Genomic DNA, 15,613 nt, shown 5'->3' with positions numbered 1-15,613 from the left:
CCGCCTCGGAGAACCGCCCCGCGCCAGCGGATACAGTCGGCCCCATGACCAAGTGGGAGTACGTCACGGTGCCGCTTCTGGTGCACGCGACCAAGCAGATTCTGGACACCTGGGGCGAGGACGGCTGGGAGCTCGTCCAGGTCGTGCCCGGGCCGAACAACCCCGAGCAGCTCGTGGCCTACCTGAAGCGGGCCAAGTCGTGAGCGGGGCCGTGGAGGCGAAGCTCGCCGAGCTCGGCCTGACCCTGCCGGAGGTCGTGCCGCCGCTGGCCGCGTACCAGCCGGCCGTGCGGTCGGGCGTGTACGTCTACACCTCGGGCCAGCTCCCGATGGTGGGCGGCGAACTCCAGCTGACCGGCAAGGTCGGCGGCGAGGTCACCGCCGAGGAGGCCAAGCAGCTCGCGGCCACCTGCGCGCTGAACGCGCTCGCCGCCGTGAAGTCGGTCGCCGGTGACCTGGACCGGATCAAGCGGGTCGTGAAGGTCGTCGGCTTCGTCGCCTCCGCCCCCGACTTCACCGGGCAGCCGGGCGTCATCAACGGCGCCAGCGAGCTGCTCGGCGCGGTCCTCGGCGACAAGGGCGTGCACGCGCGCAGCGCCGTCGGCGTGGCTGTGCTGCCGCTCGACGCGCCGGTCGAGGTCGAGGTTCAGGTGGAGCTGGTCGAGGCCTGACCGCCGAGCCGTACGACAGGGAGCCGGTTTTCCACAGCCTGGGAAACCGGCTCTCGTGCATTCGGATGCTTGCGCATAGCATCCGGCCATGTCGAATGGTCAGTGGTACCCGCCCGAGTGGCCCGACCGTATCCGCGCCCTCGCCGCCGGTGAGCTCACGCCGGTGGCCCCGCGCCGTGCCGCCACCGTCCTGCTGCTGCGGGACGGGGACGCCGGGGCCGGGCCCGAGGTCCACATGCTGCGCCGCCGCACCTCGATGGCCTTCGCGGGCGGCGCGTACGCCTACCCGGGCGGCGGCGTCGACCCGCGCGACGAGCAGCCGGTGCGCTGGGCGGGCCCCTCCCTGGAGACCTGGGCGGCCCGGCTCGGTCTCGACGGGCCCGCGCAGGCCCAGGCGGTGGTCTGTGCCGCCGTGCGCGAGACGTACGAGGAGGCGGGCGTCCTGCTCGCCGGGGAGACCGAGGACTCGGTAGTCGGCGACACGACCGGCGAGGAGTGGGAGCGGGACCGGGAGGCGCTCGTCGCCCGGGAGCTGTCCTTCGCGGACTTCCTCGACCGGCGGGGGCTCGTGCTGCGCTCCGACCTGCTCGGCGCGTGGGCGCGGTGGATCACGCCGGAGTTCGAGCAGCGCCGGTACGACACCTGGTTCTTCGTGGCCGTGCTCCCGGCCGGCCAGCGCACCCGCAACGCCTCCACGGAGGCCGACCGCACGGTCTGGATCCGCCCGGCGGAGGCGGCGGCCGGCTACGACCGGGGCGAGCTGACGATGATGCCGCCGACGATCTCGACGCTGCGGGCCCTGGAGCCGTACGGCACGACGGCCGGGGCGCTCGCGGCGGCGGGGGAGCAGGACATGACCCCGGTGCTCGCGCAGGCGCGTCTGGAGGGCGAGGAGCTGGTCCTGAGCTGGCCGGGGCACGAGGAGTTCACCAAGGTCATCCCGATGGGAGGCGCGCGATGAGCGACGCCGCCGCCCTGCCGGGCCAGCCGCGCGGGCTCGTGGAGTCGGGTCCCGCGACCGCCCGCGCCGTGAACGTCCTCGCGCCGAACCCGTCCGCGATGACCCTCGACGGCACCAACACCTGGCTCCTCTCGGAGCCCGGCTCCGATCTGGCCGTGGTCGTCGACCCGGGTCCGCTCGACGAGACCCATCTGTGCCGGGTGACCGAGACCGCCGGGCGGCTCGGGAAGCGGGTCGCGCTGACCCTGCTGACCCACGGTCACCCGGACCACGCGGAGGGCGCCGGCCGGTTCGCCGAGCTGACCGGGACGGCCGTACGGGCCCTGGACCCGGCGCTGCGGCTCGGTGACGAGGGGCTGGGCGCGGGGGAGGTGCTGACGGTCGGCGGCCTGGAGCTGCGGGTGGTCCCGACCCCGGGGCACACCTCGGACTCGCTCTCCTTCCATCTGCCCGCCGACGGGGCGGTGCTGACGGGGGACACGATCCTGGGGCGCGGGACGACGATGGTGGCCCATCCGGACGGGCGCCTCGGCGAGTACCTGGACTCGCTGCGGCGGCTGCGGTCGCTGACGGTCGACGACGGGGTCCACACGGTGCTGCCGGGGCACGGGCCGGTCCTGGAGGACGCGCAGGGGGCCGTGGAGTTCTACCTCGCGCACCGGGCGGGGCGGCTCGCCCAGGTCGAGACGGCGGTCGAGAACGGCCACCGGACGCCGGCCGAGGTCGTCGCCCATGTGTACGCGGACGTGGACCGCTCGCTGTGGCCGGCGGCGGAGCTGTCCGTACGGGCGCAGCTGGAGTACCTGCGGGAGCGGGGGTCGGCGTAGGCGCGCGTCACGATCCTGTCCCGAGGTGGACCCCGGCGCGGCGGGGGACTTGACCCGTGCTTTACGCTCCGCTTACTTGTGGTCGTAGCTTTCGGGGGGAACGCCCGTGTTCGTCATCGCCATCCTGCTGGTCATAGCCGCAGTGGTGCTCTTCTTCATCGGCCGCGCCAACGACTCCAAGGGCCTGAAGTTCGGCGCCCTCGGAGCGGTTCTGGCCGGTCTCTTCTCGTTGATCGCGAGCATGACGTACGTGATCAGCGCGTACGAGGTCGGTGTGCCGGTCGCCTTCGGCAAGGTCGGCTCGCCCATGACCTCGGGCATGCACGTGAAGTCGCCGTTCACCAGCGTCACGACCTTCTCGACCCGCCCGGTCGACCTCAACCTCTCCGACAAGGACGTGGTCGAGGTCCGCTCCTCGCAGGGCGGTGTCATGTACGCCGAGGTGACGGTGAAGTGGGCCGTCGTCCCCTCCAAGGCCGTCGAGCTGTACAAGCTCGCGGGCACCGAGGACGCCATCCAGCAGCGTCTGGTCTACCCCGACAGCCGTGAGATCGTCCGCAACGTGTTCGCCCGCTACTCCAGCGAGCAGGGCTACGCCTCCGACCGCGAGAAGATCAACGCCGAGATCGGCGACCTGATCAAGGAGCGGCTGGCCCCGCGCGGCATCACCGTGACCACGGTCAACCTGCGCAACGTGAAGCCCTCGGACGCCCTCCAGGGCCAGATCGATCGCAAGATCCAGCAGCAGCAGGCCACCGAGCGGGCCACCGAGGCCTCCCGTACCGCCAAGGCCGAGGCCGACCGGCGCCGGATCGAGGCGGAGGGCATCGCCCGCGCCAACAAGATCCTCAACGAATCGCTGACGGACAAGGTCCTGATGAACCAGTGCATCGACGCGTTCAAGGAGGCGGCCGCGAAGAACGCGATCTACACCGTCCCCTGCGGAAACGGCAACTCCGCCCCGGTGATCGTGGACGGCTCCAAGCGCTGACCCGATCCGCGCAGGTACGAGGAAGGCCGCCCCGGTCGTGTGACCGGGGCGGCCTTCCTCGTATGTCCGTCCGCGTACTAGCGCGAGCGCTTCGCGAGGCGCTCCACGTCCAGCAGGATCACGGCGCGGGCCTCCAGGCGCAGCCAGCCGCGCTGGGCGAAGTCGGCGAGCGCCTTGTTGACCGTCTCGCGGGAGGCGCCGACCAGCTGGGCCAGCTCCTCCTGGGTGAGGTCGTGGACGACGTGGATGCCCTCCTCCGACTGCACACCGAAGCGGCGCGACAGGTCGAGGAGCGCGCGGGCGACACGGCCCGGGACGTCGGAGAAGACCAGGTCGGACATCTGGTCGTTGGTCTTGCGCAGCCGGCGGGCGACGGCGCGCAGCAGCGCGGTGGCCACCTCGGGGCGCGCGTTCAGCCAGGGCTGGAGGTCGCCGTGGCCGAGGCCGAGCAGCTTGACCTCGGTCAGCGCGGTCGCGGTCGCGGTGCGCGGGCCCGGGTCGAAGAGGGACAGCTCGCCGATGAGCTCGCCGGGGCCGAGGACCGCCAGCATGTTCTCGCGGCCGTCGGGGGAGGTGCGGTGGAGCTTCACCTTGCCCTCGGTCACCACGTAGAGGCGGTCACCGGGGTCGCCCTCGTGGAAGAGCGCGTCGCCTCGGGCGAGGGTCGCCTCACTCATCGAGGCGCGCAGCTCGGCAGCCTGCTCGTCATCGAGCGCCGCGAAGAGCGGGGCGCGCCGCAGAACGTCGTCCACGAGTTCTCTCCATACTGTCGACCTGCTCAGGGACCTGGGTCCCATGATGCCGGACGTACAAAACAGTGCGATCAATCACAGCAAGTTTGACTCACCGAGCCGCCCGTCCGTACGGCAGGGGCCGGATTGGGGTCCGATCGGCCACGCCCGGGGCGGATGTCGGTGGTGGCCCCTAGGCTGGCCGGGTGTCCAACTCGCCGGTGACAGCGCAGGCCAAGGGGGCTGAAAGAGTGTCGGCCGAAGGTAATTCCGCCGTGGGCGAACACGGCGTGTCGAAACGGGCGAAAGCCGCAAATCGGAAGGCTGCCGTGCCGAATCGGAAGCCCGCGAAGGCCGCCGGGGCGGCTGAGCCCGCCCAGTCCGCGAAGCCCGCCGGAACGGCCAAGTCCGCCAAGCCCGCCACGCCCGTCCGGACCGTGAAGCCCGCCAGGCCCGAGTCGCGGCTCGCGATGGTCCGACGGGCCCGGAAGATCAACCGCGAGCTCGCCGAGGTCTACCCGTACGCCCATCCGGAGCTCGACTTCCGCAACCCCTTCGAGCTGCTCGTCGCGACGGTCCTCTCCGCCCAGACCACCGACCTGCGGGTCAACCAGACCACCCCCGCCCTCTTCGCGAAGTACCCCACGCCCGAGGACCTCGCCGCCGCCGTGCCCGAGGAGGTCGAGGAGCTGATCCGGCCGACCGGCTTCTTCCGCGCCAAGACCAAGTCGATCATGGGCCTCGCCGCCGCCCTCAGGGACGAGTTCGACGGCGAGGTCCCCGGCCGCCTGGACGACCTCGTCAAGCTCCCCGGCGTCGGCCGCAAGACCGCCTTCGTCGTCCTGGGCAACGCCTTCGGAGTCCCCGGCATCACCGTCGACACCCACTTCATGCGGCTCGTCCGGCGCTGGAAGTGGACCGAGCAGGAGGACCCGGTGAAGATCGAGGCGGAGATCGCCGAGATCTTCCCGAAGAGCGAGTGGACGATGCTCTCGCACCGGGTGATCTTCCACGGCCGCCGCATCTGCCACGCCCGCAAGCCCGCCTGCGGCGCCTGCCCGATCACCCACCTCTGCCCCTCGTACGGCGAGGGCGAGACCGACCCCGAGAAGGCCAGGAAGCTGCTCAAGTACGAGAAGGGCGGCTTCCCCGGCCAGCGGCTCAACCCGCCGCCGGACTACCCCGGCCGCCCCGCGCCCCCACTGGGCGCGAGCGACTGAGCCCGCCCCGGCGAGACCCCTCCGCTCAACCCCTCCGGGTGACCCGCCGGAGGGAACGAACCCGTACACCGATCGCGTTGAGAACCACGGGGGTGCCTATGACGCGCACTGACGAAGAGATCCACGGCCCCGGTATCGGCGGTCTGCTCAAGAGGGACGGGCTGCCCGCCTGGCTCGGGCCCGTCGACCGGGCCGCCCGCACCGTCGAGCCGGAGCAGCTGAGCCGCTTCCTGCCGCCCGCGAGCGGCGCCGGACGCCAGTCCGCCGTCCTCGTCCTCTTCGGCGAGGGCGAGCGCGGACCCGAGCTGCTGCTCATGGAGCGGGCCGGCAGCCTCCGCTCGCACGCCGGCCAGCCCTCCTTCCCCGGCGGCGCCCTCGACCCCGAGGACGGCGCCCCGGCCGACGGAGGGCTGCTGCGCGCCGCCCTGCGCGAGGCCGAGGAGGAGACCGGCCTCGACCCGGCGGGCGTCCAGCTCTTCGGCGTGCTGCCCCAGCTCTACATCCCGGTCAGCGGCTTCGTCGTCACCCCGGTCCTCGGCTGGTGGCGCACCCCCAGCCCCATCGGGGTCGTCGACCCCGGCGAGACCGCCCGGGTCTTCACCGTGCCCGTGGCGGATCTCACGGATCCCGGGAACCGCGCCACCGCGATCCACCCGAGCGGCCACCAGGGCCCCGCGTTCACGGTCGCGTCCGCTCTGGTCTGGGGTTTCACCGCCGGTGTGATCGACCGGCTACTGCACTTCTCCGGCTGGGAGCTCCCCTGGGACCGGTCGAAGCAGGTCCCGCTCGACTGGCGCTCATGACAGGCTGATCCCCGGCGACCAGGCTGATCCCGGCGAACGAACAGGCTGCCCCCGGCGACCGGAAAACGAATCTGCGAGGCAATTGACGGTGAACGTGCTGGACATCTTGTTGCTGCTCGCCGCCGTGTGGTTCGCGATCATCGGTTACCGCCAGGGCTTCGTCGTGGGCATCCTGTCGGTGATCGGCTTCCTCGGCGGCGGCCTCGTCGCCGTCCTGCTGCTCCCGATCCTCTGGGACAAGCTGACCGATCACAGCGAGGTCTCGACCACGGCGACGGTCGTCTTCGTGATGGTGGTCATCGTCTGCGCCTCGGTCGGCCAGGCCTTCACCACCCATCTGGGCAACAAGCTGCGCCGTCACATCACCTGGTCGCCCGTGCGCGCCCTGGACGCCACCGGCGGCGCCCTCGTCAACGTCGTCGCCATGCTGCTCGTGGCCTGGCTGATCGGCTCCGGCCTCGCCCGTACCTCCATGCCCACCCTCGGCAAGGAGGTACGGAACTCCAAGGTGCTGCTCGGTGTGCAGGAGGTGATGCCGGATCAGGCGTCCGGCTGGTTCACCGACTTCACCTCCACCCTCGCGCGCAGCGGGTTCCCCCCGGTCTTCAACCCCTTCGCCGACGAGCCGATCACCCCGGTCATGCCCCCCGACCCGAAGCTCGCGGACAGCCCCGTCGCCGCCCGCGCCCAGCGCTCCATCGTGAAGGTCGTCGGCACCGCGCAGAGCTGCGGCAAGGTCCTGGAGGGCACCGGCTTCGTCTTCGCCGACCGCCGGATCATGACCAACGCGCACGTCGTCGGCGGCGTCGACGAGCCGACCGTCCAGATAGGCGGCAAGGGCAGGCTCTACGACGCCAAGGTCGTCCTCTACGACTGGCAGCGCGACATCGCCGTCCTGGACGTGCCGGACCTCAAGGCCACACCGCTGCCCTTCACCGACGAGGACGCCCGCAGCGGGGACGACGCGATCGTCGCAGGCTTCCCGGAGAACGGCTCGTACGACGTGCGCTCGGCGCGCGTCCGGGGCCGTATCAACGCCGACGGACCCGACATCTACCGCCGTGGCGAGGTGCGCAGGGACGTGTACTCGCTGTACACGACGGTCCGCCAGGGGAACTCCGGCGGCCCGCTCCTCACCGAGGACGGCAAGATCTACGGCGTGATCTTCGCCCGCTCCCTCGACGACCCCAACACCGGCTACGCACTGACGGCCGACGAGATCCGCGAGGACATCGAGCGCGGCAGGACCGCCGACCAGCAGGTCGACACCCAGGCCTGCGCCCTGTAGCCCACCGGCCCCGGGGGCCGGTGCCCGCCGCTAGGCGGTGTCGCGTGGATGCCTGAGGCGGGCCGAGACCCAGCGGGCCCGGCGGCGCAGGATGCGCGAGATCCCCACCCCCTGCACGGCGTGCGCGCGGCCGAGGTCCGGCGCGCCACCCCCCTCGCGAGGGCCCGGCCCAGCGGCCGAGCGGCGGTTGTGTGCGGTCGTGTCACCGTAGTCGTGCGTCCAGCCCATACTTCGACGTCTGCCCGGGGCCCAAGGTCGGTAACCACCCCGGGGCACTCCAATTGGAGTATGCGCGGGGCACATGGCCGTTCGAAGGAAGTCTGTACGCCCCGGGGGGAACAGAGGGGCCGTCAGCGGACCGGGCGAGTCCTTCAACGATCGGGTTCGGGGTCCTTCAGCCAGTTGACCAGCTCGGCGGAGAAGGCCACCGGGTCCTCCTCGTGCGGGAAGTGCCCGAGGCCGTCGAAGAGCCGCCAGCGGTACGGCGCCTCCACGTACTCGCCCGAGCCCGCCGCGCTCCTGGTCCGCATCACCGGGTCGAGGGAGCCGTGCAGATGCAGGGTCGGCACCCGCACCGGGCGCTTCATGCGCCGGTTGAACTGGATGCCGTCCGGCCGCGCCAGGGAACGCACCATCCAGCGGTACGGCTCGATCGAGCAGTGCGCCGTCGACGGGACCAGCATCGCCCGCCGGTACACCTCGATGGTCTCGTCGTCCGAGGAGCGCGGGGACCGCGGCCCCGACCAGTCCCGGATCAGCTCGCCCACCAGCGCGGCGTCGTCCGCGACGAGCTGACGCTCCGGCAGCCACGGCCGCTGGAAGCCCCACACGTGCGAGCCGGCCCGCGACTGGGCGAAGTCGGCGAGCATCGCCGAGCGCCAGCGGCGCGGATGCGGCATCGAGGAGACCGCCAGCCGGCGGACCAGCTTGGGCCGCATCACGGCCGCCGTCCAGGCGAGGTAGCCGCCCAGGTCGTGGCCGACGAGCGCCGCGTCCGGCTCGCCCAGGGAGCGGATGACGCCGGTGACGTCGAGGGCCAGGTTGGCGGGGTCGTAGCCCCGGGGGGTGCGGTCGCTGCCGCCGACCCCGCGCAGGTCCATCGCGACGGCCCGGAAACCGGCCTCGGCGAGGACGGGCAGCTGGTGGCGCCAGGTCCACCAGAACTGCGGGAAGCCGTGCAGGAGCAGCACCAGCGGGCCGTCGCCCATCTCGGCGATGTGGAAACGGGCGCCGTTGGCGGCGACGTCGCGATGGGTCCACGGCCCGTCGAGCCGTACGGGCCCGCCGTTGCCGCTCTCGGGGAGGGTCATACGGACGAGCGTGCCACAGGGGAGGCCTTCTCCAGCGCCTTGTCCTGCGCGGGGCGGGGGTGCGGCTTGACGGTGGAGAGCACGGCGGCCGTCTGCTTGGCGGAGGCGATGGACTTCTCCGGCGGCTTGACCTTCTTGAACTTGGCCCAGGCGATCAGCCCGAGGAGGCCCGCGAGCAGCACGTTGAACGCGAAGGACAGCAGGAAGCACCAGATGAGGTTCCAGCCGCCGTTGCCGTTGTGCCCGCCGGTCCAGGTGTTGATGGCGTACGCGAGCGCGAAGCTCAGCATCGGCAGCGAGAACAGCAGCACCACGATGGCGCCCGTCCCCATGATGCTGCCGAACACCCCGCGCTTCACGTCCTGGCGGAGTTCGGCCTTGGCCAGGGCGATCTCGTCGTGCACCAGCGCGGACATCTCGGCGGTCGCCGAGGCGACCAGCTGGCCGAGGCTGCGCTCGGTTCCGTCGAACGGGTCGCTCATCGCTGCTCCCTCTTCTCTTCTGCGGTCCGAGTCCTTCTGCGGTCCGACTCAGATCATGCCGGACGGTCGGCCCCGTCGCGCGGTGCCCCCGCCAGTCGGGCGCGCTCGCGGTGTTCGGCGGCCTTCTTCTCGTAGATCTCGGCCATCCGGAGGTGGTACTCGGGGTCGTCCTCCTCGTAGATGTCGGGGATGCCGTCCTGGTCCTCGTCGCGCTCCTCGGCGGTGACGAGCGCCTGGTACTTCCGGACCCGCAGCTTCAGCAGGACGGAGGCGAGGACGGCGGCGATGAGCGAGCCGATGAGGACGGAGGCCTTCACCTCGTCGGTGAGGACGGCGTCGCCGGCGAAGGCCAGCTCGCCGATGAGGAGGGAGACGGTGAAGCCGATCCCGGCGAGCGAGGCGACGGCGAACACGTCCGGCCAGGCCAGTTCGGGGTTGAGCTCCGCCCGGGTGAAGCGGGCGGCGAACCAGGTGCCGCCGAAGATGCCGATCGCCTTGCCGACGACGAGACCGAGGACCACGCCGAGGGTGACCGGCTGGGTGAACACGCTGTGGATCGCGCCGCCGGAGATGCTGACACCGGCGGAGAACAGGGCGAACAGCGGGACGGCGAGACCGGCCGACAGGGGGCGGACCAGGTGCTCGATGTGCTCGCCGGGGGAGTGCTTCTCGCCTTCCCGGGTGGTGCAGCGCAGCATCAGGCCCATGGCGACACCGGCGATGGTGGCGTGGACGCCGCTGTTGTACATCAGGCCCCAGATGACCAGGGCCAGCGGGATGTACACGTACCAGCCCCGGACGTCCTTGCGGAGCAGGAACCAGAAGAGGACGAGGCCGGCGACGGCGCCGCCGAGGGCCGCGAAGTTCAGGTCGCTGGTGAAGAAGACCGCGATGATCAGGATCGCGAAGAGGTCGTCGACGACGGCGAGGGTGAGCAGGAAGGCGCGGAGCGAGGAGGGCAGCGAGGTGCCGATGACCGCGAGGACGGCGAGCGCGAACGCGATGTCGGTGGCGGTGGGGACGGCCCAGCCGTCCATGGAGCCGTTGCCGACGGCGTTGACCAGGGCGTAGACGAGGGCGGGCGCGGCCATGCCGCAGAGCGCGGCGATGACGGGGAGCGCCGCGGCCTTGGGGTCGCGCAGCTCGCCCGCGACGAGTTCGCGCTTGAGCTCGATGCCGGCGACGAAGAAGAAGATCGCGAGGAGGCCGTCGGCGGCCCAGTGCTGGATCGACAGGTCGAGGCCGAGGGCGGCCGGGCCTATGTGGAAGTCGCTGACGGCCTCGTAGCTGTCGCTCAGCGGGGTGTTGGCCCAGACGAGCGCGGCGACGGCGGCGACGAGGAGGAGGACACCGCCGACGGTCTCGGTACGCAGGGCGTCGGCGAGAAAGCGCCGCTCGGGCAGCGGGAGTCGGCCGAGGAATTTGCGGTCGGTGGGCGCGGACACGTGGTGAACCTCCGTCGGGCAGGCAGGGCGAAGCACATGCCGACCAGACTTCCCGGCTCACCTAGATAATTCTGTCGCGTTCCTGACGCGATCCTTACCTTACCTAACGAGCCGGGGTTGTGTCCGGCGAGATTCACTCTAGGGAGATATGAGGCTTTCGTCCCCTCGGGCCGGACACGGAAATGCCCGCCCCGAATCGATCGGGACGGGCGTTTCCGGCGTACGGGCCCGGCCTCACGGCGTACGGGCTGTGGCGTACGGGCTGTGGCGTACGGGCTGTGGCCTACGGCCCCGGCTCAGTCCTCGCTGGACGCGGTCGGCAGCTGGGTCTGGATGAGCGACATGACCGAGGAGTCGGTCAGCGTGGTGACGTCACCCAGCTCCCGGTTCTCCGCCACGTCGCGCAGCAGTCGGCGCATGATCTTGCCCGAGCGGGTCTTCGGCAGCTCCGCCACCGGCAGGACGCGCTTCGGCTTCGCGATCGGGCCGAGGGTCGCGCTGACGTGGTTGCGGAGGTCGGCGACCAGGCTCTCGTCCTCGCTCGCCGTACCGCGCAGGATGACGAAGGCGACGATCGCCTGACCGGTGGTCTCGTCGGCGGCGCCGACGACGGCCGCCTCGGCGACGGCCGGGTGCGAGACGAGCGCCGACTCGACCTCGGTGGTCGAGATGTTGTGGCCCGAGACGAGCATGACGTCGTCGACCCGGCCGAGCAGCCAGATGTCGCCGTCCACGTCCTTCTTGGCCCCGTCACCGGCGAAGTACATGCCCTCGAAGCGGGACCAGTAGGTGTCGATGTACCGCTGGTCGTCGCCCCAGATGGTGCGGAGCATCGAGGGCCACGGCTCGGTGAGGACCAGATAGCCACCCCCGCCGTTCGGCACCTGGTTGGCCTCGTCGTCGACGACGGTGGCGGAGATGCCCGGCAGCGGGCGCTGGGCGGAGCCCGGCTTGGTCTCGGTGACGCCCGGCAGCGGCGAGATCATCATCGCGCCGGTCTCGGTCTGCCACCAGGTGTCCACGATCGGGCACCGGTCGGCGCCGATGTGCTTCCGGTACCAGACCCACGCCTCGGGGTTGATCGGCTCGCCGACCGAGCCGAGCACCCGGAGGCTCGACAGGTCGAACTTTGCGGGGATGTCGTCGCCCCACTTCATGAACGTACGGATCAGCGTCGGCGCCGTGTAGAGGATCGTGACGCCGTACTTCTGCACGATCTCGAAGACCCGGCCCTGGTGCGGGGTGTCCGGGGTGCCCTCGTACATGACCTGCGTCGCGCCGTTGGCCAGCGGGCCGTAGACGATGTACGAGTGCCCGGTGACCCAGCCGATGTCGGCGGTGCACCAGTAGACGTCGCTCTCCGGCTTGAGGTCGAAGACGGCGTCGTGGGTGTACGCGGCCTGGGTGAGGTAGCCGCCGGAGGTGTGCAGGATGCCCTTCGGCTTCCCGGTGGTGCCGGAGGTGTAGAGGATGAAGAGCGGGTGCTCCGCCCCGAAGGCCTCCGGGCTGTGCTCGGCGGACTGGCGGGCGACGATGTCGTCCCACCAGACGTCGCGGCCCTCGGTGAAGGCGGTCTCCTGGCCCGTACGGCGGACCACGAGCACATGCTCGACCTGCGGGCACTTGGCGACGGCCTCGTCGATGGCCGGCTTGAGGGCGCTCGGCTTGCCACGGCGGTAGCCGCCGTCGGCGGTGACGACCAGCTTGGCGTCGGCGTCCTGGATGCGCGAGGCGACGGCGTCGGCGGAGAAACCGCCGAAGACCACCGAGTGGGTGGCGCCGACGCGGGCGCAGGCCAGCATCGTGATGGCGGCCTCGGGGATCATCGGCAGGTAGACGGCGACCCGGTCGCCCTCGCGGACACCCAGCTCGGTCAGGGCGTTGGCGGCCCGGGAGACCTCGTCCTTGAGCTCGGCGTAGGTGATCGAGCGGCTGTCGCCCGGCTCGCCCTCGAAGTGGATGGCGACGCGGTCGCCGTGACCGGCTTCGACGTGCCGGTCGACGCAGTTGTACGCCACGTTCAGCTCGCCGTCCGCGAACCACTTGGCGAACGGCGGGTTCGACCAGTCGAGGGTCTCGGTCGGCTCGGTGGCCCAGGTCAGGCGCTTGGCCTGCTCGGCCCAGAAGCCCAGCCTGTCCGCCTTGGCCTGCTCGTACGCCTCCGCCGTCACGTTGGCGTGCGCGGCCAGCTCGGCGGGCGGCGAAAATCGACGCTCTTCCCGAAGCAGATTGGCCAGGCTTTCGTTGCTCACGACATCTCCCTTTCCCAGGGCGTCCTCTGTGCGTATGTGTCCCGCGTCATAGCTCATCAGTCGGAGGCCCGGGTGACAAGAGCATCCAGGCAATTGGTTTAGACCTGTGAGTTGTCCGACGTGCGGGGGCCCCTTCTACCCGAGCGGTGGGAGAAGGGGCCACACAGTCTCACGGACGCCAGGGGCGGAAGGTTCAGGACGCGCGGGCCGGTTCCAGGGCTCCGGTCGGCATGACCTGGGTGAAGACGTCGTCGTAGCTGTGCACCTCGTCCGTCCCGGAGAGCAGGTACGCCTGCGCCTCGCCCACGTGGAAGTACACACCGTGCAGCGTCAGCGAGCCCTCGGCGAGGCGCCGCGCCACCGGCTCGTACGCCCGCAGGTGCTCCAGCTGCTGCACCACGTTCGTCAGGCACAGCTGCTCGACCGCGTCCGCCGGGAGCCGCCCGGAGATCCGGGCCCAGGCGTGTCTGCGGCTCGCCATCCGCTCCAGACTGGGCCGGCCGTGGCGCAGCCAGCGGCGGAGCGGGGTCGGCGGATCGTCCGGGCCCGCGTTCAGCAGGGCCTGCATCGCGCCGCAGCCGGAGTGGCCGCAGACGGTGATCGACGCGACCCGCAGCACGTCCACCGCGTACTCGATCGCCGCCGCCACCGAGTCGTCGCCGCTCTCCTCGCCCGGCAGGGGGACGAGATTGCCGACGTTGCGCACGGTGAAGAGGTCGCCGGGGCCGCTCGATGTGATCATGCTCGTGACCAGGCGGGAGTCGGCGCAGGTCAGAAAGAGCTGCGAGGGCGTCTGGCCCTCCCGCGCGAGCCGCGCCAGCTCGTCCCGGACCAGCGGGGCCGTGTTCCGCTGGAACTTGCCGATGCCGCTGGCCAGGTGCAGGCCCGTCGCGCGCTCGGGGGTCTCGCTCTCCGTCCGCTCGGTCGGCCGCTCCCCGCACTGGTGGTTGTGCCAGGGCGTCCAGGGGCGGCAGCAGGAATGGCCGGCGGAGGCGGTCGTGGGGGCCGGCTCGGCGATCCGGGCGCCGGACGGTCCCGTCGTCTCGACCGTCCCGCCGTGGGCGAGGTGCCCGGCGGTCCAGTCGCTCAGCGTCTCGTAGGCGGCGTGGTCCATGAAGGACCCGTCGAGCTCGACCACCACGTCCGAGCCGTGCGGCAGCTGGTGCAGGGCCCGGCTCAGCCGGGGCACGGCGAGGAAGGTCAACTGGCCACGGACGTGCAGCAGCTGACGGCCGTCCCGCTCCTCGCGGGTGATCCGGGTACGGGCGAGCCGGTGCAGGGCGACGGCGATGGCCACGCCGACGCCGAGGGCGACGCCCTCCAGGATGCCGACGAGGACGACACCCGACAGGGTCACCGCGTAGACGACGACCTCGCGGTGCCGGGTGACGGTACGGATGTGGGTGATGCTGACCATCTGGAGGCCGACCACCATGACCAGCGCGGCGAGCGCCGGCAGCGGGATCAGGTCGAGCACCGGCACCAGGAGCAGGGCCGCCAGCACGATCCACAGGCCGTGCAGCATCGTGGAGGCGCGGGACACCGCGCCCGCCGAGACGTTGGCGACGCTGCGGACCGCGACCCCGGCGACCGGAAGGCCGCCGAGTGCCCCCGAGACCACGTTCGCCGCGCCCTGACCGGCGAGTTCGCGGTCGAGGCGGGAGCGCGGGACGCCCTTGCCGTGGTCGGGGCGGGCGGCGATCAGCTTGTCGACGGCGACGGCGGAGAGCAGCGACTGCACGCTGGTGACCAGGGTGATCGTGAGCACCCCGGCCGCGATGCCGAGCACCGGGCCCTCGGGCAGGCCGGGCAGCGCGTGGCTGCTCCAGGACGGCAGGTCGACCCGGGGCACGGCGAGCCCGGCGAGCGCGGCCACCGCCGTCGCCCCGGCCACCGCGACGAGGGCGGCGGGGACCTTCCGTACGAGCCGCCCGGCTCTGCCCGGCAGGCGCGGCCAGCAGAGCAGTGCGGCCACGGTGAGGGCGCTGATGCCGAGCGCGGCCGGCTGGGCGTGCGCCAGCTGGGCGGGCAGGCCGAGGGCGTTGTCCACGGCGGAACTCTGGGGGGTGCCGCCGAGCACGATGTGGAGCTGGGCGAGGGCGATGGTGGCGCCGATGCCGGCCAGCATGCCATGCACGATCGCGGGCGAGACGGCGAGTGCCGAGCGGGCCACGCGGAGGGCGGACAGGCCGAGTTGGACGAGTCCGGCGAGAACGGTGATCGCGCAGGTGGTGCGCCAGCCGTACAGCCGGATGAGCTCGGCGGTCACGACGGTGAGGCCGGCGGCGGGGCCGCTCACCTGGAGCGGGGAGCCGCCGAACCGGCCGGCGATCAGGCCGCCGACGGCGGCGGCGACCAGGCCGGACTGGAGCGGGGCTCCGGTGGCGAGCGCGATGCCGAGCGAGAGCGGCAGCGCGATCAGGAAGACGGCGACCGAGGCGGAGAGGTCGGCGCCGGCGATGCGGAAGCGGCGTGGGCCGCCCGGCGGACTGTGGGGCCGCTGGACGCGGGGTCGGTTGGTCGTGCGGGCAGGGGTGCAGAGGGTCATGTTCCCGTCTCCTCCGGGGCAGCGTGGTCGCGGCTCGTGCGGGGTGCATTGGCGGGGACACCGAGGCGGGAGGGCGGGGACGGCC

15 protein-coding genes are annotated in these 15,613 nt (G+C 71.8%); 8 read left to right on the top strand and 7 right to left on the bottom strand.

Features of this window, described 5'->3' with window-relative positions; genetic code table 11:
• Nucleotides 1–44 precede the first annotated feature (44 nt).
• The 5 genes from sp36 (at nucleotide 45) to ABT154_RS00275 (ending at nucleotide 3,449) form a co-directional block, all read left to right on the top strand.
• Nucleotides 45–203: a Sp36 family protein gene (sp36, locus tag ABT154_RS00295; protein WP_015034547.1), complete on the top strand. Its 159-nt coding sequence runs from the start codon at nucleotides 45–47 to the stop codon at nucleotides 201–203.
• Nucleotides 200–670, top strand: coding sequence for a RidA family protein (locus ABT154_RS00290; protein ID WP_351850929.1), 471 nt, complete (start codon nucleotides 200–202; stop codon nucleotides 668–670). The genes sp36 and ABT154_RS00290 overlap by 4 nt, the downstream gene beginning before the upstream one ends.
• A gap of 88 nt (nucleotides 671–758) precedes the next feature.
• Entirely contained in the window at nucleotides 759–1,631 is an 873-nt protein-coding gene (locus ABT154_RS00285) for an NUDIX hydrolase (RefSeq protein ID WP_351850927.1), read from the top strand.
• Nucleotides 1,628–2,458, top strand: coding sequence for an MBL fold metallo-hydrolase (locus ABT154_RS00280; protein ID WP_351850924.1), 831 nt, complete (start codon nucleotides 1,628–1,630; stop codon nucleotides 2,456–2,458). The genes ABT154_RS00285 and ABT154_RS00280 overlap by 4 nt, the downstream gene beginning before the upstream one ends.
• A 106-nt stretch (nucleotides 2,459–2,564) precedes the next feature.
• A complete protein-coding gene (locus ABT154_RS00275; protein ID WP_351850921.1) occupies nucleotides 2,565–3,449 on the top strand; it encodes a prohibitin family protein in 885 nt (294 codons plus the stop codon).
• A 77-nt stretch (nucleotides 3,450–3,526) separates the two neighbouring features.
• On the opposite strand, the gene ABT154_RS00270 is transcribed toward ABT154_RS00275, so the two are convergent.
• On the bottom strand, nucleotides 3,527–4,201 hold the full coding sequence (locus ABT154_RS00270; RefSeq protein WP_015034542.1) for a Crp/Fnr family transcriptional regulator: 675 nt from the start codon (nucleotides 4,199–4,201) through the stop codon (nucleotides 3,527–3,529).
• A gap of 185 nt (nucleotides 4,202–4,386) precedes the next feature.
• On the opposite strand from ABT154_RS00270, the gene nth reads away from it, so the two are divergent.
• The 3 genes from nth to ABT154_RS00255 all read left to right on the top strand — a co-directional run bounded on the left by nth (nucleotide 4,387) and on the right by ABT154_RS00255 (nucleotide 7,491).
• Entirely contained in the window at nucleotides 4,387–5,400 is a 1,014-nt protein-coding gene (nth, locus tag ABT154_RS00265) for an endonuclease III (RefSeq protein WP_502969406.1), read from the top strand.
• 98 nt (nucleotides 5,401–5,498) lie between these two features.
• On the top strand, nucleotides 5,499–6,203 hold the full coding sequence (locus ABT154_RS00260) for an NUDIX hydrolase (RefSeq protein WP_351850915.1): 705 nt from the start codon (nucleotides 5,499–5,501) through the stop codon (nucleotides 6,201–6,203).
• Between the two features lie 88 nt (nucleotides 6,204–6,291).
• Nucleotides 6,292–7,491, top strand: coding sequence for a MarP family serine protease (locus tag ABT154_RS00255; protein WP_351850913.1), 1,200 nt, complete (start codon nucleotides 6,292–6,294; stop codon nucleotides 7,489–7,491).
• A gap of 30 nt (nucleotides 7,492–7,521) precedes the next feature.
• On the opposite strand, the gene ABT154_RS00250 is transcribed toward ABT154_RS00255, so the two are convergent.
• The 6 genes from ABT154_RS00250 to ABT154_RS00225 all read right to left on the bottom strand — a co-directional run bounded on the left by ABT154_RS00250 (nucleotide 7,522) and on the right by ABT154_RS00225 (nucleotide 15,528).
• Complete coding sequence (locus ABT154_RS00250; RefSeq protein ID WP_317876067.1) at nucleotides 7,522–7,719, bottom strand: hypothetical protein; 198 nt, start codon at nucleotides 7,717–7,719, stop codon at nucleotides 7,522–7,524.
• Nucleotides 7,720–7,862: 143 nt separating this feature from the next.
• Nucleotides 7,863–8,801, bottom strand: coding sequence for an alpha/beta fold hydrolase (locus ABT154_RS00245; protein WP_351850910.1), 939 nt, complete (start codon nucleotides 8,799–8,801; stop codon nucleotides 7,863–7,865).
• Nucleotides 8,798–9,283, bottom strand: a complete 486-nt coding sequence (locus ABT154_RS00240) for a phage holin family protein (RefSeq protein WP_351850907.1) — start codon at nucleotides 9,281–9,283, stop codon at nucleotides 8,798–8,800. The genes ABT154_RS00245 and ABT154_RS00240 overlap by 4 nt, the downstream gene beginning before the upstream one ends.
• 53 nt (nucleotides 9,284–9,336) lie before the next feature.
• Nucleotides 9,337–10,728 (bottom strand): Na+/H+ antiporter NhaA, encoded by a 1,392-nt coding sequence (gene nhaA, locus ABT154_RS00235; RefSeq protein WP_351850904.1) that lies wholly within the window; start codon nucleotides 10,726–10,728, stop codon nucleotides 9,337–9,339.
• Between the two features lie 296 nt (nucleotides 10,729–11,024).
• The gene (acs, locus tag ABT154_RS00230) at nucleotides 11,025–12,980 is read right to left on the bottom strand and encodes an acetate--CoA ligase (RefSeq protein WP_351850903.1); all 1,956 of its coding nucleotides are present in this window, start codon (nucleotides 12,978–12,980) and stop codon (nucleotides 11,025–11,027) included.
• Between the two features lie 193 nt (nucleotides 12,981–13,173).
• Nucleotides 13,174–15,528 (bottom strand): SulP family inorganic anion transporter, encoded by a 2,355-nt coding sequence (locus tag ABT154_RS00225; protein WP_351850901.1) that lies wholly within the window; start codon nucleotides 15,526–15,528, stop codon nucleotides 13,174–13,176.
• Nucleotides 15,529–15,613 lie beyond the last annotated feature (85 nt).

It is taken from the genome of Streptomyces sp. NPDC001728, assembly GCF_040297565.1.
GTDB lineage: Bacteria > Actinomycetota > Actinomycetes > Streptomycetales > Streptomycetaceae > Streptomyces.
This window is presented reverse-complemented; position numbering and strand designations above follow the sequence as displayed.

Excerpts from the sequence above, each read along its gene's own strand:
- sp36 (WP_015034547.1), top strand. The coding sequence starts at position 45 with ATGACCAAGTGGGAGTACGTCACGGTGCCGCTTCTGGTGCACGCGACC.
- ABT154_RS00285 (WP_351850927.1), top strand. The coding sequence starts at position 759 with ATGTCGAATGGTCAGTGGTACCCGCCCGAGTGGCCCGACCGTATCCGC.
- ABT154_RS00280 (WP_351850924.1), top strand. The coding sequence starts at position 1,628 with ATGAGCGACGCCGCCGCCCTGCCGGGCCAGCCGCGCGGGCTCGTGGAG.
- ABT154_RS00260 (WP_351850915.1), top strand. The coding sequence starts at position 5,499 with ATGACGCGCACTGACGAAGAGATCCACGGCCCCGGTATCGGCGGTCTG.
- ABT154_RS00250 (WP_317876067.1), bottom strand. The coding sequence starts at position 7,719 with ATGGGCTGGACGCACGACTACGGTGACACGACCGCACACAACCGCCGC.
- ABT154_RS00245 (WP_351850910.1), bottom strand. The coding sequence starts at position 8,801 with ATGACCCTCCCCGAGAGCGGCAACGGCGGGCCCGTACGGCTCGACGGG.
- ABT154_RS00240 (WP_351850907.1), bottom strand. The coding sequence starts at position 9,283 with ATGAGCGACCCGTTCGACGGAACCGAGCGCAGCCTCGGCCAGCTGGTC.
- ABT154_RS00225 (WP_351850901.1), bottom strand. The coding sequence starts at position 15,528 with ATGACCCTCTGCACCCCTGCCCGCACGACCAACCGACCCCGCGTCCAG.